The sequence below is a fragment of the Fluctibacter halophilus genome (assembly GCF_020687825.1).
In the GTDB taxonomy this organism is placed as follows: Bacteria; Pseudomonadota; Gammaproteobacteria; order Enterobacterales; family Alteromonadaceae; genus Fluctibacter; species Fluctibacter halophilus.
Map to the genome: position 1 here is coordinate 540,548 of NZ_JAJEWP010000001.1, position 23,975 is coordinate 564,522.

Here is a 23,975-nt window from a genome sequence, read left to right on the forward strand (position 1 = left end):
GAACACGATTCATCATGTACACCTACAACTATTCATTTGTAAAACAGTATGCTGATCGTGCGTTGCTGCGGAGGATTGACAAGGCTGCCCGCAATCTCAGTGATCGTATCGTTGCGCTGGATTTGGCCAGTGTTGGGATCTCTGAATACAATCAACGATACATTCGCAACAAATTCAAAAGCCCCATCGGCTGCATGCAGAAATATGCCTACCTGTTGGCCATGGCTATCGGTGACAGTGACAAGCCCCTTCAAGAACTGACCGTGGTCGATTACGGTGGTGGAAACGGCTTGTTTGGATTGTTGGCCAAAGAGGTGGGTGTTGGCACGGTGATCTACAACGACATCTACGATGTGTCCTGTGCTGATATTGTGGTTTTTGCAGACGCTTTGGGATTGGCGTTACAAGACATCGTGCATGGCGACCTACCTGATTTGATCGGGCGTGTGCAGGAAAAGGGCTATCACATCGATGCCGTGGTTTCGTACGACGTGATTGAACACATCTATGACATTGATGGGTATTTTCGCCAGCTTCATCAGTTGGGGAATGCACCGTTGCGGATTGTGTTCGGCTCGGCGGCCAATACCGAAAATCCTGACATCAACGCTGCCCTGGTGGCACATCAGCACGCCCTGGAAACCACCGATCGTGAAAAAGTCTGGGGGCACAAAGAGCGTGATAGCCTTGCCAGCTATCATGCCTTGCGCTGTGACATCATCAATGCCCTTGAGTTGGGGTTCAGTGCAGAAGAGGTTGAACAACTGGCGACGGATACCCGCGGTCTGATAAAAGCGGATATTGAGGCTCAGGCACGTCAATACAAGGAAACCGGCAAACTGAGTTATCAACCCACGGATACCTACAATACCTGTGACCCGATGACGGGTAACTGGGCCGAACACCTGCTGCCGTTCGATCATGTGCAACAGGTGCTCAATGACGGCGGCTTTGACACGCAGATACTGCCGGGCTTTCAGCCCTATTCTTTCCTGTGGCGCAGACGCATGTACCGTCATGGATTAAATGCTTTGATTAGCCTGATGGGGCGGCAGGGACTGCGTTATGCCCCGTACTACATTGTCATGGGCAGTTTGCGTGAAAAAGCGGCGCAAGGCTGAGAGGTGAGGTGGCTAAAATGAGATTGTTGGTGTGTTATCGAATCAATCAGCATTCAACCCGCATGGCAGGGGTGTTTCGCAAGTTCCAGGGGCAATTGGCCGGCTTCGCTGCAGTCGGCATTGAAGTGTATGGCTTGTACATGTCGTACAATCGACAATGCCTGTCGCGCTGGACCCCAGCCGGAGAAGAGGTGTTGCAGCAGTGGCAGGATATCGGCAAAGACACCGAACAAGCCGTGTTCTGGCAACATACCGTTGACGCGGCCAACGTCTGTGACGCTGACGTGGTCTATGCCCGATACGATCAGATGTATGCCGAACCCCACCAAGCCCTATGCTTCGCAGCGCTGCAGGAGGGGGGGCGCAAAACCGTGATTGAGTTCCCAACCTTTCCCTATGCCGAGGAAATCGCTGATCCACAGCGACGTTCCATCGATGAAGGGAATCGCTGTCTGTTGTCCAGGCACGTTGACCGGGTTTTCAGCACGGCCATTCTCGAGGCGATTGACGGTAACCCGTCCATCCATTTCAACAACAAGATCAATGTTCATGGCGAACGTTTCAGTGATTCGACTGCCCCGTTGGTGGCTGATGGTTCACCGATCCACTTGATTGCAGTTGCCAATGTCTGCGATTGGCACGGCTATGATCGAGTGATTGAGGGTCTCTACAATCACGTGAACGGACACCAAGGCGCCCCGGTGCATGTCGACATCGTCGGTGACGGCCCGGCATTGCCCGATCTGGTTTCCCGCGTAAACGCCCTGGCGTTGCAGCCCTATGTGACATTCCATGGTTACCAAAGTGGTGCTGATCTGGTCGCCCTTTACGACAAAGCCAGCGTGGGGATTGGGGGGATAGGCGCACACCGTAAATCTTTGACCCAGGACAGTGCGCTGAAGAACCGGGAATATATCTGTAATGGTTTGCCGGTGGTGATGAGTACCTATGACGGTGACTTGCAGGACTTTGACTACATTCATCATGTGCCTGCGGATGATAGCGCAGTGAACATTCAGGCCCTGGCCGATTTTGTTTTGCACTGTGATCAGCAGCCTGACATTCGCCAGCACATTCGTCAGTTTGGTCAGTCAACGCTGTCCTGGGATTCCTTTGCTGAGCAGGTGAAAAGGGCAATGGAGGCGTTATATGAGTAAAGCGATATTCATCGTCGGGGGCCCTTTGCATGTGATCAATATGCAAGAGGCCATGGATGCGTTTGCGGTTGATGAGGCCCTGTGTCTGGTGTTTCACAATCCCACGTTTCGCGGCGAGAACAATTACCGCCAGACCAAAGCCATTTTGCGCGACATGCCGAACGTCGAGCAATTGGAGTATCAGAATGTTGCGGGGACATTGGAGCAGCGTATTGCTGCTTACGGTCAGCACATCGAGCGCTTGAAAGCGTTTGATGCCGACCGGGTGTTTTTCAACGATGCCCGGGCCCAATGTCAGAAAGATATCGTTGCAACGTTGCAAAAGCCGACGTTTTTACTCGATGACGGTGGTGCTTCGCTGATCACGTATCATCTGTATTGTCAGCGTCATCAGTATTTTAACTTTCCCGAGGTTGGCACGCCGGAGCGAAAAGCGCTGGCCATGTCGATTAAACAGCAGTGGGGGATCAGTACTGAGCCACAGTACCCATTTGATCTGTTCAGCTATCTGACCCTGCCGTCAGTTCAGGGAATGAAGGTTGTGCATAATCCGCTCAATCGGGTCAAAATGTCATTTGATGGATTGGATCAAAACACCAGCTTGATCATTGGTTCCAATTTTGTCGGCCGAGGGTTTCTCTCCGAGGCGCAGTATATAACGTTGGTCAAGGCAATGGTGCAAGGGGAGCAGTGTATCTACTTGCCCCATCGCGGCACGCCAGACAGTTTGCTTGATGCTTTGCAGCGGGCGATCCCGGGCCTGACAGTGGTACAGGCGGATGAGCCAGTCGAGTCCTGGCTGCGCAAGCAGAAAACGCCGCCAGCGACGGTACGCTCCTTCTATTCGGGGGCCATCTGCACCATTTCGGTTTCATTCCCGCAACTTAACCTGATTTGCTATCGATTACCCCAGCAGGTCATGGCTTATTTTGATCAGCAACCGCCGATAGGCATTGCTGACTTTAGCCATTCTGAAGCCATCGAGATTGCCTATCATTATTTTGAACAGTCGGTGCCGGTAATCGACCTTGAACCTCTTCTGGAGAACGCTGATGTTTGACCGTCAAGCATTTGAGTGGTTTGTTGGAACCCTGAAATACCGCAACTACGGCTTTTCTTCAAGGCACTGGACATCGGACGTTGAGGACTACACCCGTCGCCTCAATGCCGATGGGATTGTCAAGATCCCCGCCCAGCATATGCAGATGTTGACGGATATCCAACAGCACTTTTTTTCTCCGCAGGGCAGAAGCGAGGAAGCGACCGACGCCTGTTATCACGTGGATGAATCTGAGCGGGCCAAAAATATGGGGCGGGTTTTTTCGGCCTACGTGTATGCCAGTAGCCGGTTTGTGTTTCCGCTGGTGTCAGATCCACTGATGCTCGACATCATCTGGAAATATTTGGGGCGTCGACCGTTGCTGCGCAACCTGCCGGTGATCCAGCACTCACATGCCTTGCCTCAATCGAGTCACGATATTCAGCAGCATTTTCATTGCGACAGCGGCTTACACCAGATCAGTTGTATTTACCTGCTGTCCGACTTGACCGAGCAGATGACACATACCGAGTATGCGTTGGCCTCGAACCGTGCGCGTAAGCCGGTGAGTCATTATTACGATCGCTACAGCATTGATGAGTCGTCATTGCAGTCGCAATTTGAAATGGGCACTATCACCGGCAAAGCGGGTGATCTGTTCATTTTTGATGCCGGTAACGGTTATCACCGGGCCAAATTGATACCGCACACCGATCGTCGGATCATTCATTTGAATTTTACCGCGGGCAGTCACATGGTTAAACCACACTTTCATGTCGATCCGGCACTGTCTGAATTGATTGCTGACCAGAACATGGCACAATATCGTCAGTCTTTTCAACATCTTGCGGCGGGGAGTAAGTAACGTGGCGAAGGTACTGGTAACAGGAGCTGATGGTTTTATCGGTTCCCATCTCGTTGAGATGTTGGTGAAAAAAGGTCATCAGGTGAAAGCCCTGGTGCAGTATAACTCCTTTAATCACCTCGGCTGGCTGGACAGCAGTCCTGTGCTGTCGCACATCGACGTGGTGTCGGGGGATATCCGCGACGCAGCTTTTTGTCACAACTTGGTTCAGGGGTGTGAAACGGTTTATCATCTGGCTGCTCTGATCGCCATTCCTTATTCTTATGCGGCGCCGCAAAGCTACATTGATACCAATGTTAACGGCACCCTCAATATGTGTCAGGCGGCGCTGGCGGCTGATGTTTCCCGGTTTATCCAGACATCCACCAGCGAAGTCTACGGTACAGCTCGTTATGTGCCGATTGATGAAGCCCACCCATTGCAGCCGCAGTCTCCCTACAGCGCTTCTAAGATTGGCGCCGATGCTATCGCACAAAGTTTCTGGCATACCTTCGAACTTCCTTTAACCGTCGCTCGCCCGTTTAACACCTATGGGCCACGACAGTCAGCCAGAGCTGTTATTCCGACGGTAATCACGCAAATTGCCAGCGGATTGCCCACCTTGCGTCTCGGTGATGTCAGTCCCACCCGGGATTTCAATTACGTTGAGGATACCTGTGCGGGATTGATGGCGTTGGCTGAGCACAATGTGGCTTTGGGAGAGGCGGTGAATATCGGTTCCAACTATGAAATCTCGATAGGTGACACGGTGGCGCTGATTAAGTCGCTGATGAACAGTGATATTGTGATTGAAACCGATGAACAGCGCATGCGGCCGTCAGGTTCCGAGGTGTTCAGATTGTGGGCCGACAACAGTAAGCTGTCGTCACTGACCGGATTTAGTCCCAGTCACTCCCTGTCTGACGGGCTGGAGAAAACCATTGCCTGGTTTACACAGCAGGACAACCTGAAAAAGTACAAACCCGGCGAGTACAACGTGTGAGCCGTTCGTTATCACAGTCTGAGCAGGATTTTACCCTATGAGCCAAGCATTTGAACAATCCCCGTTGCCCGTTGGGCAGAAGCTGGATAACTTTGAAAAGTACGTACGGCGCCAACAGATAAGCCGGTTTCTGGCCCGTTATGAATTGTTCAAACGCTGTCAGAACATCAAGGGTAGCATTGTTGAGTGTGGTGTTTATCAGGGGGCAGGCGTGATGGCGTGGGCAAAATTATCCGCCATGATGGAACCCTATGCCCTTGACCGGCGCGTGATTGGGTTTGATTCTTTCGACGGCTTCCCGTCTGTGGCGGAGCAAGACACCGCCCATGCCCAAGACAATGTTGAAATGAAACCTGAGGGACTGGCCACGGGGGATGCCGTTTACCAGGATCTGCTGGCCTGCATCGCGGAGCACGATGACAACCGTTTCCTCAATCACATCCCCAAAATCGAATTGGTCAAAGGGGACGCCTGTGCCACTATTCCTGATTTTGTCGCCAATAACCCGCACCTGATCATTAATCTGTTGTTTCTTGATTTTGATCTGTATGAGCCGACCAAAGTCGCCATTGAGCACCTGTTACCCAGAGTACCTAAAGGCGGTATTGTGGTGTTTGATGAGATCAACAATCCCTGGTGGCCCGGCGAGACCGTTGCTTTGATGGAACACGCTGGCCTGTCGCTGAATCAGTTGCAGATAGAGCGGTTCTCTTTTGATCCCAACATCGCTTTTATTCAACTTTAAGAAGCTAACGCCATGGACACCAAACACCAATATTGGGAACAGAGCTATCAACGCAACGAAAACTGCATTCTGTTCCCGAAAGAAGAATGTGTGAAATTCCTGTCGCGTTTTGTGCGCGCCAAAGCCCCCGATGGAAGTTTTGTTGAGAAGCTGGCGTCCCATCCGCTCAAAGGTCTGGACTTTGGTTGTGGCATGGGGCGACAAACCCAATTGCTGCATGAGTTCGGTATTGAAGGTGTGGGTGTTGATATTTCCACCGTAGCCATCGATAAGGCCCGCCAGTTGTATGCTGACATCGCTGATGCTTTTGTGGCCATCGAGCCAGGCGGCAGTTTACCCTTCTCAGACCAGACATTTGACATCGCCATGGCCGAGTCGGTGCTGGACAGTATGTCGTTTGAACTGGCACGCCATGCCTTGCAGGAGCTGTCCCGGGTCGTTAAGTCGCGACTGTTTATCAGTGTGATTTCCCACCGTTGCAATCATGACGGGGATTACCAGGCCGTTGATGAAGTGGTTACCACCTTGCATGAGCAAGGGACCATACAGAGCTACTATGATGATGCGCGTATCCAGGCACTGATCGCAGGCACCGGATTCAGTGTGGAATGGCACAACCTGCACATGGAATACATCAATTCACCGGAAGTGACCGTGGGGCGGCACTACCTGGTGTTGAATAAGTCGGGTGCCTAACGTGACCGCGATTTTTATCGAAGCGGTGGGGGGACTGACCAGCGGATATCTGATTGATGCCATACACAGTGCCGGCTACCGTTGCATTGGCAGCGACATCTCGGCAGCGTCAGCGGGCGCGGTGAGGGTCGATGCCTTTGTTGAGTTGCCGACCTATGACGATCCCGCATTGTGGGATGCGGTTACCTCAGCATTGACACAACACCGGGTGTCTTTGGTGATCCCGACCTTTGACGAAATGCTATCCGGCTGGTCTGCCCGTCGCGAGGACTTTAAAGCGATGGGCGTTGAGGTGCTGATATCCCCGCAGGAAACGGTCAATCAGTGTGTCGATAAGTGGCAAACCGCACAGTTGTTTGCCCGTGCCGGGTTGCCGGCACCTGCAACGTCGCTGCAACCGACCTATGCTCTGTTCAAACCCCGTGAAGGACGTGGAAGTACCGGTATTTATCAGGCCACCGATGAACAACGTGCCAGCGGTGCATTGCCGCAGGGTTATATCAGCCAACAGGTCGTCAGTGGCGTCGAATACACCATCGACTGTTTGTTTGATGCGCAAGGTGAGCCGATATACATCGTGCCGCGCAGACGCCTGCAGGTCAAAGACGGAAAATCCCTGGGTGGCGTTGTCGAAGCGCAGCCCGCCATTGTGAAGTACATTAAGCAGCTGGCAACAACGGTCCAGTTTTGTGGGCCAATCAATGTGCAGTGTTTTGTCGACGGGGACGATATCTGGTTCATAGAAATCAATCCTCGTTTGGGCGGAGGCAGCGGGTTGGGTATGGCGGCAACGGAAAACTGGATCCCGCTGTTTGTAAAGCATTGGTGTGAGGGCAAAGGTTTGTCCGCCGATGCGCCCGTTCAATATGGCATGCGTATGTTTCGCCAGTATCGGGAAGTGTACCAGTGACCTTGTCTGCGGTGGTTTTTGATTTGGATAACTCGTTGTACCCGGAAACCGATTATCTGCTCGGGGTGCTGAGATACTTTGGGCAGCAATACGACATCGATGTTGCCCCTGCGTTGGCGGCCTATCGGCCGGATATGCGCAATCCTGGCTCCGATATTCTGGGGCATCTGTTGACGCTGGCGGGCTGTATGACACCGCAAAATCATCAACGGCTGTTTTCGTTGTACACCTCGGCACCCCTGACGCTGGCCCTTTACCCGCAGGCAGAGCCACTGCTTAAAGCGTTAAGAAGTCAGGGGGTGAAACTGGGTGTGCTGACCAATGGTATTGTTGCGGTGCAGAGAAACAAGGTGGCCAGCCTGGGACTTGACGCGTGGGTGGATGGTGTATGTTATGCCCGTGAGTTGGGGGCAGAAAAAGAAAAGCCTCATCCTGAGGCATTTTCCCGCTGCTGTGCCATGCTCGGTGTACCTGCCGAACAGGCCCTAATGGTTGGTGATGACTGGAACAATGATATTCAAGGCGCCCAAGCCGTTGGCATGCAGACCTTCTGGCTGGAACATGACAATGGACGTAGCTTGGCAGAAATGAAAATGTGGTTGAATCAACATGCATGACACAAAAAAAATACTGGCAGTAACCGGTATACGTTCCGAATACGACATTCTTTTTCCGGTCATCGATGGATTGCGACAGTCGCCGGACTTTGATGTCGAGGTGGTGGTGTGCGGGGCCCATTTGTCTGCCCAACACGGTGACACGCAGACAAAGATACTCGAAGATGGATTCGTCATCGCCGATCGGATTGATTCGTTGTATGCCACCGAGCGACTGACCCAGCGACCCAAAGGGATCAGTGCACTGATCAGTGGGTTGAGCCAGACCGTGGAGCGGGTTAAACCGGATTTCCTGCTAGTCGTTGGGGATCGGGAAGAGAGTATCGCCACAGCGCTGGTTGGTAATTACATGGATGTGCTGGTTGCGCACATTGGCGGCGGCGATCCGGTATTCGGTAATGCGGATGATCCGGTCAGAATGGCGGTCAGCAAGCTTGCCCACATCCACTTTGCTACAGCTGAGCCCTATGCGGAAAATCTGCACCGTTTGGGCGAAGAAGCCCATCGCATTTGTTTCAGCGGTACCCCAGGATTGGACAACATTGTCAATGAACCGCACATCGGCCTGGACAAAGTGTCAGATTTCATCGGAACGGCATTGCACGATTACGTGGTTGTGTTAAAGCATCCGTTGTCCAGCGAACAGGCCGATGCGGCTGCGCAGATGCGTGTCACGTTGCAGGCGGTATCATCGTTTTGTCAGCAGCATCACTTTAAGGCGGTGGTGATCCAATCCAACAGCGATCCGGGGGCCAATGCGATGGCTGAAGTGACGCAATCATTTCGCAGTGACGCTTGTGTGTTTTGTCACACTCTGCCGCGGGAGATATTTGTTAACCTGATGCGTCATGCCAAAGTGCTGATTGGTAACTCCAGTATGGGTATTCTGGAAGCGCCGACTTATGGACTGCCGGTTGTGAATGTCGGTCACCGCCAACAGGGACGTCTGAATGCAGGGAATGTTGAGTTTGTCGAATACGACGTTGGGTTGATACAGTCAGCAATCCAAAAAGCCGCATTGGATGGTGCCTATAGAGAGACCATTAAACAGATCCGCAGCCCCTATGGCGATGGCCATGCCGCGCAGCGGATTGTAGATTTTTTGTCAGCCATTGAGCGAAAAGATTTTGCAAAATGGCACATGAAACGACAACTGGTAGGGTAGATGAAAAACGTTTTGGTGGTTGCTCCACACCCGGATGATGAAAGCATTGGTTGCGGTGGTACATTGCTCAGACTGGCGCAAGCAGGCGCACGCCTGCATTGGTTAATTGTGACTGACATGGCGTCGAGCGAACAGTATCCTCGCGAGGCTGTTGCACGTCGCCAACAAGAGATAGAGCAGGTTGCCGGGTATTATGGCTTTGAGCAGGTCGAGCAGTTGTCTTATGCACCGGCACAGCTGGATCAATACCCCGAAGGTGACCTGGTGGCGGATATTGCCCGCATTGTCTCTGACATCAAGCCTGATACGGTGTTTTTCCCCCATGGCGGGGATGTGCACGGCGATCATCGTCGCGTGCACCAGGCTGTCGTGTCGGCCACCAAACAATTCAGACACCCGTATATTCGCCAGTTGTTGGCCTATGAAACCCTGTCTGAAACGGATTTTGGTGTCAGTCGTGAAGGAGCATTCTGGCCCAATCTTTTTATCGATGTTTCGGATTTCATGACCCAGAAACAGCGTGTTCTGGCTACCTATGCATCAGAGATACAGCCTTTCCCCTTTCCCCGCAGTGAACAGGCCGTTGATGCGCAAGGGCGGTTAAGAGGGGTACAGGCCAATGTTGCCTATGCCGAGGCCTTTATGTTGCTCAAAGGAGTGATCATCGAATGAGTGTGTTGGTCATTGCTGAAATCGGCGTCAACCATGACGGTGATATGGAGAAAGCCAAAGCATTGATCGATGCGGCAAAGGCAGCGGGTGCCGATCGGGTTAAGTTCCAGTCGTTTGTTACCCGGTCCCTGGTCACCGATGATGCGCCGACAGCCGATTATCAGCGGGCGCTATCCGCTGAAAAACAACAAGCTGCTTTGTTGGCCAAATTGGAATTGTCCTTTGATCAACAGTTGGCCTTGTACGAGTACGCCAAGGGCCAGCAAATCCCGTTTCTTTCCACGCCATTCGACCATGAAAGCTTGGACTTTTTGACCCAAACGCTATCGTTGCCGCTGCTAAAGCTTTCTTCCGGCGACCTGACCAACGGACCCTTATTGCTCTCCGCCGCCCGCAGCTCAAGCCAGCTGATTTTATCGACAGGCATGGCCAGCATGGCGGATATCGAGCAGGCGCTGAAAGTGGTCGCGTTCGGGGCTCTGCATGCTGACAAGTCCCCCACAAGCGCCCAGTTGGAAAGTATGTTGGCCACAGACGGTGTGTGGGAATTGCTGGCGCAAAAGGTGGTGTTATTGCATTGCACCAGCGCTTATCCGACGCCAGCAGAGGAAGCCAACCTCAGTGCCATTACCACACTGAAAAATGCCTTTCCGGTTCCGGTTGGCTATTCGGATCACACCATGGGCACGGCGGGGGCCATCGGAGCTGTGGCGCTGGGAGCAAGCGTGATTGAAAAACACATTACGCTGGATTGTACATCACCAGGCCCCGATCATGCCGCCTCGATAGAGCCGGATACCTTTGCTGATATGGTTAAGGGGATCCGTTTTATGCAGCAGGCACTGGGCAGTGGCGTGAAGTTTCCGTCAGCCAGTGAGCTGGATACGCGAGTCCCGGCGCGCAAAAGCCTGGTCGCGCTCAAGCCCATCAAAGCCGGTGAATCGTTCACGTCCCAGAACCTGGGCTGCAAACGTCCCGGTAACGGTATGTCGCCGATGCTGTACTGGTCGGTGCTGGGAAAAACGGCGCGGCGAGACTACGCCATAGGTGATTTGCTGGATGAATGACGTTGTATCAAACTACCGATGTCTGATCATTGGCAGTGGTAATATTGCGAAACGCCATGCCAGAAACCTTCGTCTGCTGGCACCGCACATCGAAATACACACTGTGGCGACCCGTGATTGTACCGATCATATACTTGAAAGCGCCTGTAACGCGGGTTTGGCCTTCGCAATCATTGCTTCTCCTGCTCCTTATCATGTTCAGCAGACTGATTTGTTGGTTCGCAGAGGTGTCAGGGTGTTGGTTGAGAAGCCATTAGCTACTTCCAGTGAAGAGGCCATGCCACTGCTTTCACTGTCCGAGGCACATCTCATTTCTGTTGGCTATTGCATGCGTTTTCTGGAGCCAACACGCATTATCAAGTCAATGCTTGCTGATAACGAATTGTTTCGACCCTTCAGTGTTCAGGTTGCCGTTGGCCAGGATCTCAGAACGTGGCGTCCACACATTGACTATCGAGAATCAGTGTCAGCGCAGGCTTCATTAGGCGGCGGTGTATTGCTTGAGATGAACCATGAACTTGATTTGCTGCAATGGTGGTTTGGCGCCCTGCACGTTGATCATTGCCGTATCAGGAATACTGGCTTTCTGGACATAGATGTTGAAGATATTGTCGATGCGCAGCTGCACACCAGTAGCGGCGTTTGTGTACAGGTACATTTGGACTTTCTGCAACTCTCCCCCCAACGACAGATAACCTTGATTGCCCATCAAGGCCGACTGGTATGGAATTTGCTGAATCAGACACTGATTCTGGAGAACGAACAAGGTCAGACAATGCTGTATCAGGGGCAATCTACCGATTATGACATGATGTACAAGGATATGATGATGGCCTTTGTTGATACTCACATGTCTCGGCAATCATGCGCATCAATTGAAGAAGCGTTTAGGGTTTTGACGGTTATTGATGCAATGAAAGGCTGCGAAAATATCGGAGGTGGTCAATGAAAACCCGTGCGTTCGTTTTTGCTCGTGGAGGTTCTAAAGGGTTGCCAAGGAAGAATGTCAAACTATTGGCGGGCAAACCATTGCTGTCCTATTCAATCGATTTGGCACGCAAGATGTCGATGTTTGAAAAAGTCTATGTTTCTACCGAAGATAACGAAATTGCTTCGGTCGCTAGTGATTTCGGTGCTACTGTCATTAAACGGCCTGACGAGCTTGCTAAAGATGACAGTGATGAATGGTTATCATGGCAACATGCTGTTAATTGGTCGATTGCGGCGGATGGGCCTTTTGATCGTTTTGTCAGTTTGCCGGCGACGAGTCCGCTGCGAAATCAGCATGACGTGCAGTTAGCATGTGACAAATTTTCAGCAAGTTCATTCGACGCATGTATAACCGTTACACCATCCAGTCGCAGTCCATTTTTCAATATGGTGACGTTGGGTGTGGATAGCGAAGTCACCATCGTCAGTGATGGAATGGACATCAGAAGGCGTCAAGATGCACCAAAGGTTTATGACATTACAACCGTCGCCTATGTGACAAGTCCGGAGTTCATTTTGCGTAATGCGGGGCTATTTAAAGGGCATGTCTGCGCAGTACCTGTTCCGAAAGCCAGAGCGGTCGATATCGACGACATGATTGATTTTAAACTTGCAGAAACGTTGCTAATGGACGCACAAGATAATGCTTGAAAAACAACAAATACTGGTTTTTGGAGCAGCCGGTAAACTGGGCCAAGAAGTCGTCAATGCTTGCCTGCAGCAGGGAGCGAGTGTGATAGCCGTCGATGTCGACAATAAAGGCATAGCTGCACTGAATAGTCGGTTTAAAGCGGCACCTAACTTCAAAATAGAATGCGTGGACGTAAATGATGCCAAGGCAGCGAATTCCTTGTTTGATGGATACAGCAGTTCAACGGGATTAGTAAACTGCACGTATCCCCGCAATGCATCCTACGGACGCAGTTTTTTAGATGTGACCTTAACCGATTTTAACGAAAACGTTTCCTTGCAGTTGGGGGGAGCTTTTCAATTGATGCAGGCAGCAGTACACAGTTTCTTGCAATCACCCCGTGAATTTTCGTTGGTGAATGTCGCTTCCATATATGGTGTCGTAGCGCCTCGGTTCGAAGTGTATGACGGGACGAAAATGACCATGCCTGTTGAATATGCGGCGGTTAAATCGGCGTTGTTGCATTTGAGCTCCTATGTAAATGCATATGTTCAGGATTCTCGTTTTCGCGTAAATACAGTGAGTCCCGGAGGTATTCTGGAGCAACAACCAGAGTCTTTTTTACAAGCATATGCGAAACATACCCGAGGGAAAGGCATGTTAAATGCCTCTGATATCTGCGGTAGTATTGTGTTTTTATTGTCAGAAATGGCCGCCTGTGTATGTAATCAGAATATCATCGTGGATGACGGGTTCTGCCTGTAGTGCCTAAGCGTAACGGACAACTTAAAGTATATTTGTCGGTTGCCGATAACTCAGTGAAGGTATTTTTTGTTTTGGGGACGGTAGTGTCATGAATTCAACGGTCAGTGATTGGCGTAAAGCCGCCGTTTTTGCAGATTTTACGATCAGACAAACCCTGCAGGTGATCAACCAGTCGGCCGTCAAGGTTGCTCTGGTGGTCGATCAGGATGACACTTTACTGGGTATCGTGACAGATGGTGACATTCGTCGCGCGCTACTGAACAACATCGAAATGACTGCGCCGGTTTCTGAAGTCATGAACCGTAAGCCCATCACCGCCAAAGCCTCGACCAGTGATCGTCAGATCAAACAGTGGATGGACAAAGGTCACTTGCTGGTTGTGCCGGTTGTCACTGAATCCAATAAGGTGATGAAGCTGGTGTCTTTGCATCAGTTGGTGGGTAAGAAAACCCATGACAATGCCGTATTATTAATGGCCGGAGGATTTGGGAAAAGGTTGAGCCCTCTAACCAACGATTGCCCCAAACCTTTGCTGAAAGTGGGTGAAAAGCCGATCCTGGAAATCACCTTGAAAAACTTTGCCGATGCAGGTTTTTCAACGTTCTACATTTCAACCCACTATATGCCGGAAAAAATTCGCCGCTATTTTGGTGATGGTAGTCGCTGGGGTGTGAATATTGAGTACTTGCATGAAGAGCAGCCGCTGGGAACTGCGGGGGCGTTGAGCTTGCTGCCAGAACAGGCCAAACGTAAGGATGTCATTGTCATGAATGGCGATATCCTGACCAACGTCGATGTCAACAAGCTGCTTGCATTCCATCAGGACAATCAAGCGGATGCCACTATGTGTGTTCGCGAGTATGTCAGCCAGATCCCCTATGGCGTTATTGAAACCGACGGCTACAAGATCACACAGATAAAAGAAAAACCGTCCTATCAACACTTTGTCAATGCCGGTATCTATGTGGTTTCAAAACGGGTATTGGATTCATTGTCTGTTGGGCAGCGCATTGATATGACAACACTGCTTGAAGACTGTATTGCTGACAAAGGCAGTGTGTCGGTGTATCCGATTTTGGACTACTGGCTGGATATCGGTCATCTGGATGATTTTCGTCAGGCCCAGACTGACATCAAAGCACTGACGTGAAGTGCCAAAACATGCGCAATGTTGTACTGATAGGCGCCGGACAAATTGGTAGCCGGCATTTACAGGCGCTGGCCAAAAGTGACACCCCGCTTCTCATCACTGTGGTTGATCCGAATGAGGACTCTCTGAATACCGCTGTGCAGCGTTACGAACAAATGCAGCCGGCAGGCGAGCACATTCTGCGGCTTTCCCAGGTTATTCCAACGGATCAGTGTTTTAACGTTGCGATACTGGCCTGCAATGCGGCCCAACGTTATGACGTGGCAGCGCAACTGCTAGCGCATAATCAGGTCGACCACATCATTTTTGAAAAAGTACTGTTTCAAACCGTGCAGCATTTAACCGACATGCAGCAGATCCTTGCGCGCCACGGCACCCGTGGGTGGGTTAATTGCGGCCGTCGAAGTCATCCCTTTTACCAGACGATGATGGCGAAACATGGCACTGCTGAGCCCGTGTCTATGCGGGTGGTAGGCAGTCATTTCGGCCTGACCTGCAATGCTATCCATTTCATTGATTTGTTCTGTGCTTTGAACGGTGACCGACCGTTGACATCACTGACAGGTGACTTCAGTGGGCCAGCGGTTGCGGCAAAACGACCCGGATGTTTTGAAACCTTTGGTGAGCTGAATGGGAGTATTGGCGATGCTTCAGTATCTGTTCGCTGTGAACAACATCCTGAGCAGCCAACAGTACAAGTGCAGATATCCGGGCAAGGCTGGTGCTACAACATTGATGAAATTGAAGGAGCAGTGCGCTATCAGTGCGACGGCGAGCCGGATGTGGAATTGCGCTTTGAACACCAGATGCAAAGTGATGTTACCCAGCAGCACATCGCCGATTTGTTGCAAAAGGGCCAGTGTCGTCTCCCTAAGTACGCGGATTCTTGTGCCCAGCACCGCCACTACCTTCATGTTTTTATTGAGTATTTTGAACAGCAGGGTTTGTCGGACGGCGTGATCTGTCCGATTTCCTGACGATTGGAGCGCTTCATGATATTGATTGTGGGGGCAGGCCCCATGTCTGTGGAATATGCCAAGGTCTTAACCGCACTGGGGTATCCCTGGTGCTGTGTGACACGGGGAGAAGCAGGCGCCCAGGCATTTTTTGATCAAACCGGTGTTCTGCCGACGATCGGCGGGTTGTCAGCCTATCTGAAGAATACACAGACAGTACCTCACACTGCCATTGTTGCGACCGGCATGGAGAGCTTGTATCCAAGCGTAATGTCGTTGTTGGACGCGGGCGTTAAAGCCATTTTGGTTGAGAAACCTGCAGCGATGCGCCTTTCTGAACTTACGCAGATGTCGACAAGCATGGAGCGGCAAAATGCGCGGATTTTCGTTGCTTACAACCGACGTTTTTATGCTTCTACCCAATATGTTCGTTCATGTTGTCAGCAAGATGGCGGTGTGACGTCGCTTCTATTTGAAGTGACCGAGTGGGGCCATGTGATCGGCAAGCTGGATAAACTGCCGGCAATCAAACAAAAATGTTTTGTTGGCAATACCAGTCACGTGGTTGACCTCGCTTTTCACCTGGGGGGGCAACCAGAAACTCTGCAAAGTACCGTGTCCGGCAGTTTGCCATGGCATACGGCTGCGGCGCGGTTTGCCGGTTCGGGTAGAACCCGACAAGGGGCACTGTTCTCCTATTTTGGTGACTGGGAAGCTCCTGGGCGATGGGGCGTAGAGGTTCTGACCCGCAAGCGACGGTTTGTGTTGAAACCTTTGGAAGGGGTGTTGGAGCAGCCCTTGGGCTCGGTTAAAAGCACGGCAATAGTCTGCCCTGAACAGCATTTGGATGAACAGTTTAAGCCGGGGATATACAAGCAGACTGAAGCATTTCTTTCTACAGAGCAGGGCAATCTGTGCGATTTGAATCAGCACCTAAATAGTGTGCGCTGGTACTATCAAATGGCAGGCTATGCAGCGGATTGAAAAACAACGTCAACCTGAAAGCGGGCCAATTTTATTGAGGATGATTTTAGCCAATATCCCATTACCCTTACTGTTTAAATGGACCATATCCCTGAAACAGGCTTCTTGATCATCAAATGCGTCGCTGATATCTGTGATGTAAGGTGACGCAACGGCGAGCTTTTTAGCTTCGGAATAAAATGCGTCCAAACGTTCATTAAAGGTATTGGTGAAACGATATGCGTAGCGAAGGTCGTAGTTTGCCAGCGCCTGTTTTTCTTCGTCAGATAACTGTACGGCTGGGTTCAAAAACGGCTGCAAAAAGCACTGAAACTGAATACCTTGGCTTGCTGCAATGGCTGCCATCATACTCACATTGTTGTACCACCGTTGCGCGGCACTGGTGTTATGCTTGCGCCCGTAATTCAGCCCGCGTTCGGGGCTGTTTTTCTGAAGTTTCGAAAAGACATCATGTTGATAGCGATGAATAGCCGGATAATCTCTTAAACCCTGTTGCTCTGAGATATCATTGGCTCCCGAAAGATAAATAATGTTGTCGGGATTAAGGTAGATGACTTCCCTGATGACTTTGAGTAGGTCTTGGGTCGACTGATAGCCTGAAACAGCACCGTTATAAATGATATGTGGTATGTCTTTTTGGCACAGTTCAAGGTGCAGAAAGTACGCCCAGTTGGTCCAGCGCCTATGGCTCGTCGTTTTAACCCCCCCTTCTGTCGTGGACCCACCCAGTACAACGATCCTATGTGTTGGCTCTATTGAATTTGAAAGGGTTAGAAAGCCTGGAATGTAGTCGTAGGGCGGTTGGACGGAAACTGCCTCATTGGTGTAAGCGTGTCCAAGGTGAGGATCCAATGCATACTGGCCGGAATACTCGACTGGATGACCAATGAAAATGTAATGTTTTTCGAACATAAACCCTTTATTTTCAAGCCACTCGACGGTTTCCAATGATTCGTCGCATACAACGATCAGGTACTTGTTTGGATCGATGTCGAGTAATTGTTCGCGATTTATTTGGGCCGTTAGCGTATTTTCGGAGGAACGTTCATTGACGACTTGAAACGCTGTTGTTAACTGTTCAAAGCGTGGTTGATAGAGCTTTGTTATCCAGTTTTGCCCCCAAATGATCAGTTGCTTGTCGTGATAGTGTTCGAGGTTTGTGATGTTGATGTTGGCAAGGTAAGTAAGCCCTTTTGACAGGGGCACATAGTCAATACCTTCTTCAAGGCCTTTTGAATCAAGCTGTTGTATGCTCTCCGGAGATTGATCAAATACAATCAAGAGAGTGTCACTCGCTGAGACATCAACCGTTTCGGCTGCACAGACAGGAATGTCTTGAATCGTTGAACCTGCAAAGTCCCCCTCTCGGTCAATGATGCCATCAAATTGCCAGGTGCTAAGAAGGTACTGGTGCTTGAGCAATTGACTGTTGATACCCCAAGCAAAAAGTTTACGTTGATTTGCTGACATTCTGCTAACGGGCCTCACTAGAAGGTGTAAGTGAAGGCGGGGACAGTCGTTTCAATTGACGAAGCCTCCGATTTTGCATTCAACTCATCAGCACAAGCAAAGATGTCTCTGGCTATTTCATCTGCCTTGGCTGCGAGGTCCATATTGCCGTTTTTCATCCATAACTTGAACAGCATTCTCTCAAGGGATGCGGGTGTGGAAAGGTCAAGTGGATAAATGCCGGTTTCATTGCTTGTGGTGATGTCATAGTTGACATAACTTGAGTCAGACCTGTCCGCACTTTTAGCATTCGTCATGGCAGGAATTAGCTCGATTGTTTTGAGCAACTTGTTCACCGCAGGGGAAACCTGCAGTTGAGCATTCGAGACAACAAGGTCGTCTCCATCTTTGGCACCACCTTTTATTGGCGTTAGGCCGACACTGGTCTTGTCGATCACTACATTTTCCAGCACGAGCAGATCAATATCTGTCTGCATGAAGCATTCGAAAGCATCAGCAGGAGAGCAAACGATGGGTTCTCCACGGACATTAAACGACGTGTTAACGATGACTCCATAGCCCGTTCTGGCTTTGAACGCTGAAATGATATCGTGGTATCTGGCATTTTCACGCGGGTCGACTGTCTGGATTCGGGCGCTATAGTCAACGTGTGTGATGGCTGGGATATCTGATCTGGGCAGATTTACGATATCAATGATGTTTTTTGCGGATGCTTTTTGTGCCGCAAGATCGAATGGCAATTGTCGGTCTTCATTAACATCGGCAACCAGCAGCATATAAGGGCTCGGTGAATTCAGATCAAAATAGTGATTGACGTCTTCGAGCAAAACCGATGGTGCAAATGGTCTGAAAGATTCTCTAAACTTGATTTTCAGGTTCATCCTGGACTGTGTATCTGCACGTCTGGCATCACCAATGATCGACCGATTACCCAGAGCTCTGGGGCCATACTCCATACGGCCAGCAAAATGGCCAACCACTTTTCCCTCATCTAGTGCACGGGCAATCAGGTCGAAAAGCGTCGATGCTTGATCAATGATTTGATAGGTAGCGCCTTTCTCGTCCAGATAGTGTTGGATATCTTTTGTACAATACTGTGGACCCAGCAGAGACCCTTGCTGGACGTCTTGCCCTGAGGTCTCGCGAGGTTGATCAAGAAAGCCGTAGTAGCCTGCTAAAGCCGCGCCCAATGCGCCGCCGGCATCCCCTGCAGCAGGTTGGATCCAAATGTTTTTAAAAACACCCGATTTCAACAGCTTACCGTTGGCAACACAATTCAGTGCGACACCACCAGCCATGACCAAATTTTCTTCGCCGGTTTGTGCTTGCCACCACGCAGCGATTGACAGCACAGCCTCTTCAGTGACTGCTTGCACAGATGCGGCAATATCGGCATAAAATAAATCGACCTCGTCATCGGGGTCTCGGGGCGGGGCACCAAACAATTCAACGAATTTGTCGTTGTACATGGTTGACGTCTGATGATAGCTAAAGTAATCGAGATTTATGCGGAATGAGCCATCTGGATTTAGGGTGATGATGTGTTGTTTAATCTTCTCTGCATAAATTGGTCGCCCATATGACGCCAGACCCATTAATTTGTATTCGCCTGAATTCACTTTAAATCCGCAATAGGCGGTAAACGCGCTGTACATGAGGCCGAGTGAATCTGGGTAGTTGATTTTTTTCTGCAGCGTTACACTGTTTCCACTTCCTGTTCCCAAAGAGGTTGTTGCCCACTCTCCAACGCCGTCCAGCGTGATGATTGCCGCAGTGTTAAATGCAGAAGCGTAAAACGCCGAAGCCGCGTGGGACATGTGGTGGTCGCAGTAGTACAGCGTATCTGCCTTACCTAGTTTGCCAAATGAGTGTCGCAAACGCTTTTCAACCCACAAACGATGACTGGTCATCGCGTTGATAGAGTGAACAAAGGTTTCGTTGCTGCAGCTACCCGATGTTATTCTGTTTTGGATCACGCGATCCAACGTCAGTGCAGGATTGTCGTAAAACACGACCGCATCGACATCGGCAACGCTAATGCCCGCACTATCCAGACAGTACTGAATGGCTGAAACTGGCAGAGCTGCATCAAATTTCTTGCGCGTAAACCGCTCTTCCTGCACAGCGGCAAGAATTTTCCCATTTTCGATCAGCGCCGCAGCGGAGTCATGGTAAAAAGCTGATAATCCTAGTACACGCATTTGCGACCTACCTTTGTGATTCAATTTCAGGTGTGGTTTGGAATAAAAAGCACCGTGTCTCATCAATAACTGTGTCGATATCAAGCGCTGACATATAAGCTGAGAGCGGTAGACTTACCACTGTCTGAACGGCTTTGTCTGCAAACGGTGTCGGTGTTGAATGGGCTTGCTTGAACGGCGCAGATTTGTTGAGTGGGACCGGGTAGTAAATGGCGCTCGGGATCCCTTTGTTTTGCAAGAACAGTCTTAATGCATCACGTTTCGATACTTCAACAGCTAGGGTGTATTGAGCCATTGCTGATGAGAAGTCAGGTGGGCTTTGGGGAACACAGGAAACCGCATCAAACGCGGCATTGTATCGAGCCACAATGGATTGCTTTTCGCTTCGTTCTGCATCTAAGACGACCAGCTTTTCTAACAGAACCGCAGCTTGCAATGTATCCAGACGGCTGTTAAGCCCAATTCTGACATTGTCATATTTGTCCTGGCCTTTGCCATGAATTCGCAATGACTGAAGACATTCTGCCCAGTCATCATTGTCGGTAAATACCGCGCCGCCATCGCCGTAACACCCTAGCGGCTTGGCGGGGAAAAAACTGGTGGTAGCAATGTCGCCGAAGCTGCCAGCTTTTCGGCTTCCAATCGCACCGCCGAAGCCCTGAGCCGCATCTTCAATCAAGTATATACCATGGGCATCGCAGATGTTCTGCAGGGCTGGATAATTTGCCGGCAGGCCAAACATGTCGACGGCGATGACAGCCTTGGGTGACAGACCGGTCGATTTTGCCGCCAGAATGCCTTTCTCCAGGCTCTCGGGGCACATGTTGTAGGTATCCGGTTCGATATCCACAAAGTAGGGGGTGGCGCCCACCAACGGGATCACTTCGGCGGTGGCAAAAAACGAAAATGCGGTGGTCAGGACGGTGTCGCCAGGTCCGATATCCAGTGCCATCAGCGCGAGTTGCAAGGCGTCGGTGCCATTGGCACAACTGATACAGTGCTTTACACCTACATAGTCGGCCAATTTGGCTTCCAGCTCACGTACCTCGGGACCCATGATAAACTGGCCGTGATCGAGCACGGTGGCAATGCGCCGGTCAATGTTGTCACGCATCGTCGCCAATTGGGCCTGAAGATCAATAAACTGCATTGTGTTTTACTGCTCCTTGCAGAGAGTTTGGCCATCCAGTCGGTAGGTGTGACCAGAATGGGGGCAGGTGGTGACGGCACTGCCTGCCAACGGCAGGTCAAGCTGCTCGCCATATTCGCTCATCCAGCCAATTTGCCGCGCCGGCACGCCGACCATCAGCGCATAGGCAGGGACATCTTTATTGATGACCGCTCCGGCGCCTATGAAAGCATACTGGCCAATGGTCACTCCGCACACAATGGTGCAGTTGGCGCCTAATGTGGCCCCCTTGCCGACCAGGGTTTGCCGGTACTCATTTTTACGGGTAATCGCGGAGCGGGGGTTGTACACATTGGTAAACACCATTGATGGCCCACAGAACACGTCGTCCTCGAGGGTTACGCCTTCATACACGGACACATTGTTCTGGATCTTCACGTTGTTGCCAATGCAGACCTTATCGGCCACGAACACGTTCTGTCCCAGGCTACAGCCTTGGCCAATGACCGCGGTTGCACACACATGGGTAAAGTGCCAGATGCGGCTGTTGTCACCAATCTGAGCGCCGTCATCGACAATCGCGCTGGGGTGTACCGAAACGCTCATCGGCTGATTGCCGCCAAAGGGTGAACCAGTGCCTGGCTCATGGTGATGTCCATGGTACGTATCGCGGCCACGGTTTCGATGGCGACGCGATTGTCTTCAAGACCAAAACCCTGACCGGACAGAATGTGCTCGTAACTGCGGGTATGCAAGTCCGTAAAACCGCCGGAAAACTCCAGCTCTTCACCATCCAGGGTGATACTGCGGAAAGTGCGTTGCCCTTTTAACCGCACTTCGGCAGGTAAGGTTGCTTCGTCGGTGGATAAAAACCAGCGGACCCGGGCATGCTCGTATTCGAGGTATCCTGAGGCTTTGTCTTCTTCGCGGACGAACAGCCGGTTGTCCTGCAGCTCGCCAAACAGGTAGTGCAACATATCAAAAAAGTGCACCCCGATGTTGGTGGCGATGCCGCCACTTTTGCGCGTGTCGCCTTTCCAGGACACGCTGTACCATTGCCCACGAGACGTGATGTAAGTCAGGTCAACGTCGTATTTTTTGTCTTGGGGCGCTGTGCGGATCTTTTCCCGCAAAGCGATAATGCTTGGGTGCAGGCGAAGCTGCAAAATCGTGTTGATGCGACCGGCACTTTCTTTCTCGATTTCGGCCAGTGCATCGATGTTCCAGGGGTTTAATACCAAGGGCTTTTCGCAGATGGCATGGCTACCGCTACGTAATGCAAAGCGGATGTGCGAATCGTGCAAATAGTTGGGTGAACAAATCGATATGAAATCAACCCCATTGCCGGTGCGACGACGCTTATCAATGTGTCGGTCAAAGCGTTCATACTCGGTAAAAAAATGGCAATTGGGAAAGTAGCTATCGAGGATCCCGACCGAGTCGCTGGGATCCAACGCGGCGACCAAATCATGTCCCGTCTGTTTAACGGCTTGCATGTGTCGAGGGGCGATATAGCCTGCGGCGCCCATCAAGGCAAAGGTCTTCATCGATTTGTCTCTCTTCTACCTGTTCTCATTAGGGTTATCGGCTGAGAGCGTGAATCATTAACTGTCGATTCCCTGACACCATACCAGCCAACCTCCGGGAGCCGAAAAAAAACTGTACCATCTTGATTATAAACAGTTTTTCCGAATGATATACATAGGTATGTGGTTTAATACCTGAGTGAGGGTTGGATTGCTTACTTTCTCACCAGCTTTTTGCTAAACTTTAGGGCAGTGAGAGGAGGGCAAACATGATTAACCTCAATACAGAATCCAATTCGTCATTGTTGCAGCAGATCCAGACCAAGCAGAATAACCTGCTGGAGAAGCTGGCGTCCGGTAAGCGGATCAACAGTGCCGCAGACGGGGCTGCTGCCCAACAGATTATTGATCGCCTGACGTCTCAGGTCGAGGGTAATCGTCAATCTATCTCGAACGCCTACGACGGTGTTTCGCTGGCCCAGGTGGCCGAGAGTGGATTGTCAGGCATCTCCAATGATGTGAACCGTATCCGTGAATTGTCCGTGCAGGCCGGTAACGGTTTGTTGACCGATGCTGATCGCCGCGCGATTCAGGCCGAAGTGACACAACTGCAAGACAATATCTCTCAGACCATTGAGCAAACCGAATTCGGAGGTAAACCTTTACTGACCTCTGACGGCAGCATTGATTTCCAGGTAGGTGCAAACGCCGGTCAGAAAATCAGTGTGGGTACACAGGATTTCGCCAGCAGTCTGAGCGATGTACTGAACGTTGATTTGTCTACCGCACAAGGTGCAGAAGATGCGTTGGCAACCACCGACGCTGCACTGGAAACGGTGGGCAGTGCCCGAGCCGATTTGGGCGCGACCCAGAATCGCTTCGAGAGTGCGGCCCGCAACCTTGGCAACGCGGATGTCAACATTGCTGCGGCCCGAAGCCGTATTCAGGACACTGATTACGCCCAGACCACCGCAGAAAGTGCGGCGGCGGGGATCCTGAATCAGTCGACCATTGCGGTACAAAGCCAGGCCAATCAACAACAGGGCCAGGTATTGGCGCTGCTGAGCTAGATGTGATTGATGTTTAAAAAGCGGCCCTGGCCGCTTTTTTTGTGCCTGCAGCTATCCTTCGGATGGG

24 protein-coding genes are annotated in these 23,975 nt (G+C 51.0%); 19 read left to right on the plus strand and 5 right to left on the minus strand.

Annotation, left to right across the window (positions count from 1 at the left end; all coding sequences use genetic code 11):
- Window positions 1-14 precede the first annotated feature (14 nt).
- The 18 genes from LJ739_RS02520 to LJ739_RS02605 all read left to right on the plus strand — a co-directional run bounded on the left by LJ739_RS02520 (window position 15) and on the right by LJ739_RS02605 (window position 16,512).
- On the plus strand, window positions 15-1,121 hold the full coding sequence (locus LJ739_RS02520) for a methyltransferase domain-containing protein (RefSeq protein ID WP_229157028.1): 1,107 nt from the start codon (window positions 15-17) through the stop codon (window positions 1,119-1,121).
- Between the two features lie 17 nt (window positions 1,122-1,138).
- Entirely contained in the window at window positions 1,139-2,278 is a 1,140-nt protein-coding gene (locus LJ739_RS02525) for a glycosyltransferase (protein WP_229157029.1), read from the plus strand.
- Window positions 2,271-3,338: a hypothetical protein gene (locus tag LJ739_RS02530; RefSeq protein ID WP_229157030.1), complete on the plus strand. Its 1,068-nt coding sequence runs from the start codon at window positions 2,271-2,273 to the stop codon at window positions 3,336-3,338. Before LJ739_RS02525 ends, LJ739_RS02530 begins: the two co-directional genes overlap by 8 nt.
- Window positions 3,331-4,182 (plus strand): phytanoyl-CoA dioxygenase family protein, encoded by an 852-nt coding sequence (locus LJ739_RS02535; RefSeq protein ID WP_229157031.1) that lies wholly within the window; start codon window positions 3,331-3,333, stop codon window positions 4,180-4,182. Before LJ739_RS02530 ends, LJ739_RS02535 begins: the two co-directional genes overlap by 8 nt.
- A 1-nt stretch (window position 4,183) precedes the next feature.
- On the plus strand, window positions 4,184-5,164 hold the full coding sequence (locus tag LJ739_RS02540) for an NAD-dependent 4,6-dehydratase LegB (RefSeq protein WP_229157032.1): 981 nt from the start codon (window positions 4,184-4,186) through the stop codon (window positions 5,162-5,164).
- Window positions 5,165-5,201: 37 nt separating this feature from the next.
- The gene (locus LJ739_RS02545) at window positions 5,202-5,909 is read left to right on the plus strand and encodes a TylF/MycF/NovP-related O-methyltransferase (RefSeq protein WP_229157033.1); all 708 of its coding nucleotides are present in this window, start codon (window positions 5,202-5,204) and stop codon (window positions 5,907-5,909) included.
- A gap of 12 nt (window positions 5,910-5,921) precedes the next feature.
- Window positions 5,922-6,605: a class I SAM-dependent methyltransferase gene (locus tag LJ739_RS02550; RefSeq protein ID WP_229157034.1), complete on the plus strand. Its 684-nt coding sequence runs from the start codon at window positions 5,922-5,924 to the stop codon at window positions 6,603-6,605.
- Window position 6,606: 1 nt separating this feature from the next.
- Window positions 6,607-7,515: an ATP-grasp domain-containing protein gene (locus LJ739_RS02555; protein ID WP_229157035.1), complete on the plus strand. Its 909-nt coding sequence runs from the start codon at window positions 6,607-6,609 to the stop codon at window positions 7,513-7,515.
- The gene (locus LJ739_RS02560; protein WP_229157036.1) at window positions 7,512-8,132 is read left to right on the plus strand and encodes an HAD family hydrolase; all 621 of its coding nucleotides are present in this window, start codon (window positions 7,512-7,514) and stop codon (window positions 8,130-8,132) included. Before LJ739_RS02555 ends, LJ739_RS02560 begins: the two co-directional genes overlap by 4 nt.
- Window positions 8,125-9,297 (plus strand): UDP-N-acetylglucosamine 2-epimerase, encoded by a 1,173-nt coding sequence (gene neuC, locus LJ739_RS02565; RefSeq protein WP_229157037.1) that lies wholly within the window; start codon window positions 8,125-8,127, stop codon window positions 9,295-9,297. Before LJ739_RS02560 ends, neuC begins: the two co-directional genes overlap by 8 nt.
- The gene (locus LJ739_RS02570; protein ID WP_229157038.1) at window positions 9,298-9,969 is read left to right on the plus strand and encodes a PIG-L deacetylase family protein; all 672 of its coding nucleotides are present in this window, start codon (window positions 9,298-9,300) and stop codon (window positions 9,967-9,969) included.
- Window positions 9,966-11,036, plus strand: coding sequence for an N-acetylneuraminate synthase (gene neuB, locus LJ739_RS02575; RefSeq protein WP_229157039.1), 1,071 nt, complete (start codon window positions 9,966-9,968; stop codon window positions 11,034-11,036). The genes LJ739_RS02570 and neuB overlap by 4 nt, the downstream gene beginning before the upstream one ends.
- Before the next feature lie 103 nt (window positions 11,037-11,139).
- Window positions 11,140-11,985, plus strand: coding sequence for a Gfo/Idh/MocA family protein (locus tag LJ739_RS02580; protein WP_229157040.1), 846 nt, complete (start codon window positions 11,140-11,142; stop codon window positions 11,983-11,985).
- Window positions 11,982-12,677 carry an acylneuraminate cytidylyltransferase family protein gene (locus tag LJ739_RS02585; RefSeq protein ID WP_229157041.1) on the plus strand — a complete coding sequence of 232 codons (696 nt, stop codon included), beginning with the start codon at window positions 11,982-11,984 and terminating at the stop codon, window positions 12,675-12,677. The genes LJ739_RS02580 and LJ739_RS02585 overlap by 4 nt, the downstream gene beginning before the upstream one ends.
- Entirely contained in the window at window positions 12,670-13,422 is a 753-nt protein-coding gene (locus tag LJ739_RS02590) for an oxidoreductase (protein ID WP_229157042.1), read from the plus strand. Before LJ739_RS02585 ends, LJ739_RS02590 begins: the two co-directional genes overlap by 8 nt.
- A gap of 88 nt (window positions 13,423-13,510) precedes the next feature.
- Entirely contained in the window at window positions 13,511-14,572 is a 1,062-nt protein-coding gene (locus LJ739_RS02595; protein WP_229157043.1) for a nucleotidyltransferase family protein, read from the plus strand.
- A gap of 11 nt (window positions 14,573-14,583) precedes the next feature.
- Window positions 14,584-15,549, plus strand: a complete 966-nt coding sequence (locus tag LJ739_RS02600; RefSeq protein WP_229157044.1) for a Gfo/Idh/MocA family oxidoreductase — start codon at window positions 14,584-14,586, stop codon at window positions 15,547-15,549.
- Window positions 15,550-15,564: 15 nt separating this feature from the next.
- Entirely contained in the window at window positions 15,565-16,512 is a 948-nt protein-coding gene (locus LJ739_RS02605) for a Gfo/Idh/MocA family oxidoreductase (RefSeq protein WP_229157045.1), read from the plus strand.
- Between the two features lie 9 nt (window positions 16,513-16,521).
- Here the strand turns inward: LJ739_RS02605 and LJ739_RS02610 are convergent, their stop codons facing one another.
- Genes LJ739_RS02610 through LJ739_RS02630 form a run of 5 tightly spaced genes read right to left on the minus strand, consistent with a single transcriptional unit; the run spans window position 16,522 to window position 22,859 of the window.
- A complete protein-coding gene (locus tag LJ739_RS02610; RefSeq protein WP_229157046.1) occupies window positions 16,522-17,982 on the minus strand; it encodes an SGNH/GDSL hydrolase family protein in 1,461 nt (486 codons plus the stop codon).
- 17 nt (window positions 17,983-17,999) lie between these two features.
- Window positions 18,000-20,183 carry a carbamoyltransferase family protein gene (locus LJ739_RS02615; protein WP_229157047.1) on the minus strand — a complete coding sequence of 728 codons (2,184 nt, stop codon included), beginning with the start codon at window positions 20,181-20,183 and terminating at the stop codon, window positions 18,000-18,002.
- A 7-nt stretch (window positions 20,184-20,190) separates the two neighbouring features.
- Window positions 20,191-21,333 (minus strand): DegT/DnrJ/EryC1/StrS family aminotransferase, encoded by a 1,143-nt coding sequence (locus tag LJ739_RS02620; RefSeq protein ID WP_229157048.1) that lies wholly within the window; start codon window positions 21,331-21,333, stop codon window positions 20,191-20,193.
- A 6-nt stretch (window positions 21,334-21,339) separates the two neighbouring features.
- The gene (locus LJ739_RS02625; RefSeq protein WP_229157049.1) at window positions 21,340-21,918 is read right to left on the minus strand and encodes an acyltransferase; all 579 of its coding nucleotides are present in this window, start codon (window positions 21,916-21,918) and stop codon (window positions 21,340-21,342) included.
- The gene (locus tag LJ739_RS02630) at window positions 21,915-22,859 is read right to left on the minus strand and encodes a Gfo/Idh/MocA family oxidoreductase (protein WP_229157050.1); all 945 of its coding nucleotides are present in this window, start codon (window positions 22,857-22,859) and stop codon (window positions 21,915-21,917) included. Before LJ739_RS02630 ends, LJ739_RS02625 begins: the two co-directional genes overlap by 4 nt.
- A 248-nt stretch (window positions 22,860-23,107) precedes the next feature.
- Here LJ739_RS02630 and LJ739_RS02635 point away from each other — a divergent pair, with 248 nt between their 5' ends.
- Window positions 23,108-23,908 (plus strand): flagellin N-terminal helical domain-containing protein, encoded by an 801-nt coding sequence (locus LJ739_RS02635; RefSeq protein WP_229157051.1) that lies wholly within the window; start codon window positions 23,108-23,110, stop codon window positions 23,906-23,908.
- The last annotated feature ends 67 nt before the right edge of the window (window positions 23,909-23,975 follow it).

Excerpts from the sequence above, each read along its gene's own strand:
- LJ739_RS02605 (WP_229157045.1), top strand. The coding sequence starts at position 15,565 with ATGATATTGATTGTGGGGGCAGGCCCCATGTCTGTGGAATATGCCAAG.
- LJ739_RS02550 (WP_229157034.1), top strand. The coding sequence starts at position 5,922 with ATGGACACCAAACACCAATATTGGGAACAGAGCTATCAACGCAACGAA.
- LJ739_RS02595 (WP_229157043.1), top strand. The coding sequence starts at position 13,511 with ATGAATTCAACGGTCAGTGATTGGCGTAAAGCCGCCGTTTTTGCAGAT.
- LJ739_RS02585 (WP_229157041.1), top strand. The coding sequence starts at position 11,982 with ATGAAAACCCGTGCGTTCGTTTTTGCTCGTGGAGGTTCTAAAGGGTTG.
- LJ739_RS02615 (WP_229157047.1), bottom strand. The coding sequence starts at position 20,183 with ATGCGTGTACTAGGATTATCAGCTTTTTACCATGACTCCGCTGCGGCG.
- LJ739_RS02570 (WP_229157038.1), top strand. The coding sequence starts at position 9,298 with ATGAAAAACGTTTTGGTGGTTGCTCCACACCCGGATGATGAAAGCATT.
- LJ739_RS02600 (WP_229157044.1), top strand. The coding sequence starts at position 14,584 with ATGCGCAATGTTGTACTGATAGGCGCCGGACAAATTGGTAGCCGGCAT.
- LJ739_RS02535 (WP_229157031.1), top strand. The coding sequence starts at position 3,331 with ATGTTTGACCGTCAAGCATTTGAGTGGTTTGTTGGAACCCTGAAATAC.
- neuC (WP_229157037.1), top strand. The coding sequence starts at position 8,125 with ATGCATGACACAAAAAAAATACTGGCAGTAACCGGTATACGTTCCGAA.
- LJ739_RS02620 (WP_229157048.1), bottom strand. The coding sequence starts at position 21,333 with ATGCAGTTTATTGATCTTCAGGCCCAATTGGCGACGATGCGTGACAAC.
- LJ739_RS02545 (WP_229157033.1), top strand. The coding sequence starts at position 5,202 with ATGAGCCAAGCATTTGAACAATCCCCGTTGCCCGTTGGGCAGAAGCTG.
- LJ739_RS02520 (WP_229157028.1), top strand. The coding sequence starts at position 15 with ATGTACACCTACAACTATTCATTTGTAAAACAGTATGCTGATCGTGCG.
- LJ739_RS02610 (WP_229157046.1), bottom strand. The coding sequence starts at position 17,982 with ATGTCAGCAAATCAACGTAAACTTTTTGCTTGGGGTATCAACAGTCAA.
- neuB (WP_229157039.1), top strand. The coding sequence starts at position 9,966 with ATGAGTGTGTTGGTCATTGCTGAAATCGGCGTCAACCATGACGGTGAT.
- LJ739_RS02530 (WP_229157030.1), top strand. The coding sequence starts at position 2,271 with ATGAGTAAAGCGATATTCATCGTCGGGGGCCCTTTGCATGTGATCAAT.
- LJ739_RS02590 (WP_229157042.1), top strand. The coding sequence starts at position 12,670 with ATGCTTGAAAAACAACAAATACTGGTTTTTGGAGCAGCCGGTAAACTG.
- LJ739_RS02625 (WP_229157049.1), bottom strand. The coding sequence starts at position 21,918 with ATGAGCGTTTCGGTACACCCCAGCGCGATTGTCGATGACGGCGCTCAG.
- LJ739_RS02630 (WP_229157050.1), bottom strand. The coding sequence starts at position 22,859 with ATGAAGACCTTTGCCTTGATGGGCGCCGCAGGCTATATCGCCCCTCGA.
- LJ739_RS02525 (WP_229157029.1), top strand. The coding sequence starts at position 1,139 with ATGAGATTGTTGGTGTGTTATCGAATCAATCAGCATTCAACCCGCATG.
- LJ739_RS02635 (WP_229157051.1), top strand. The coding sequence starts at position 23,108 with ATGATTAACCTCAATACAGAATCCAATTCGTCATTGTTGCAGCAGATC.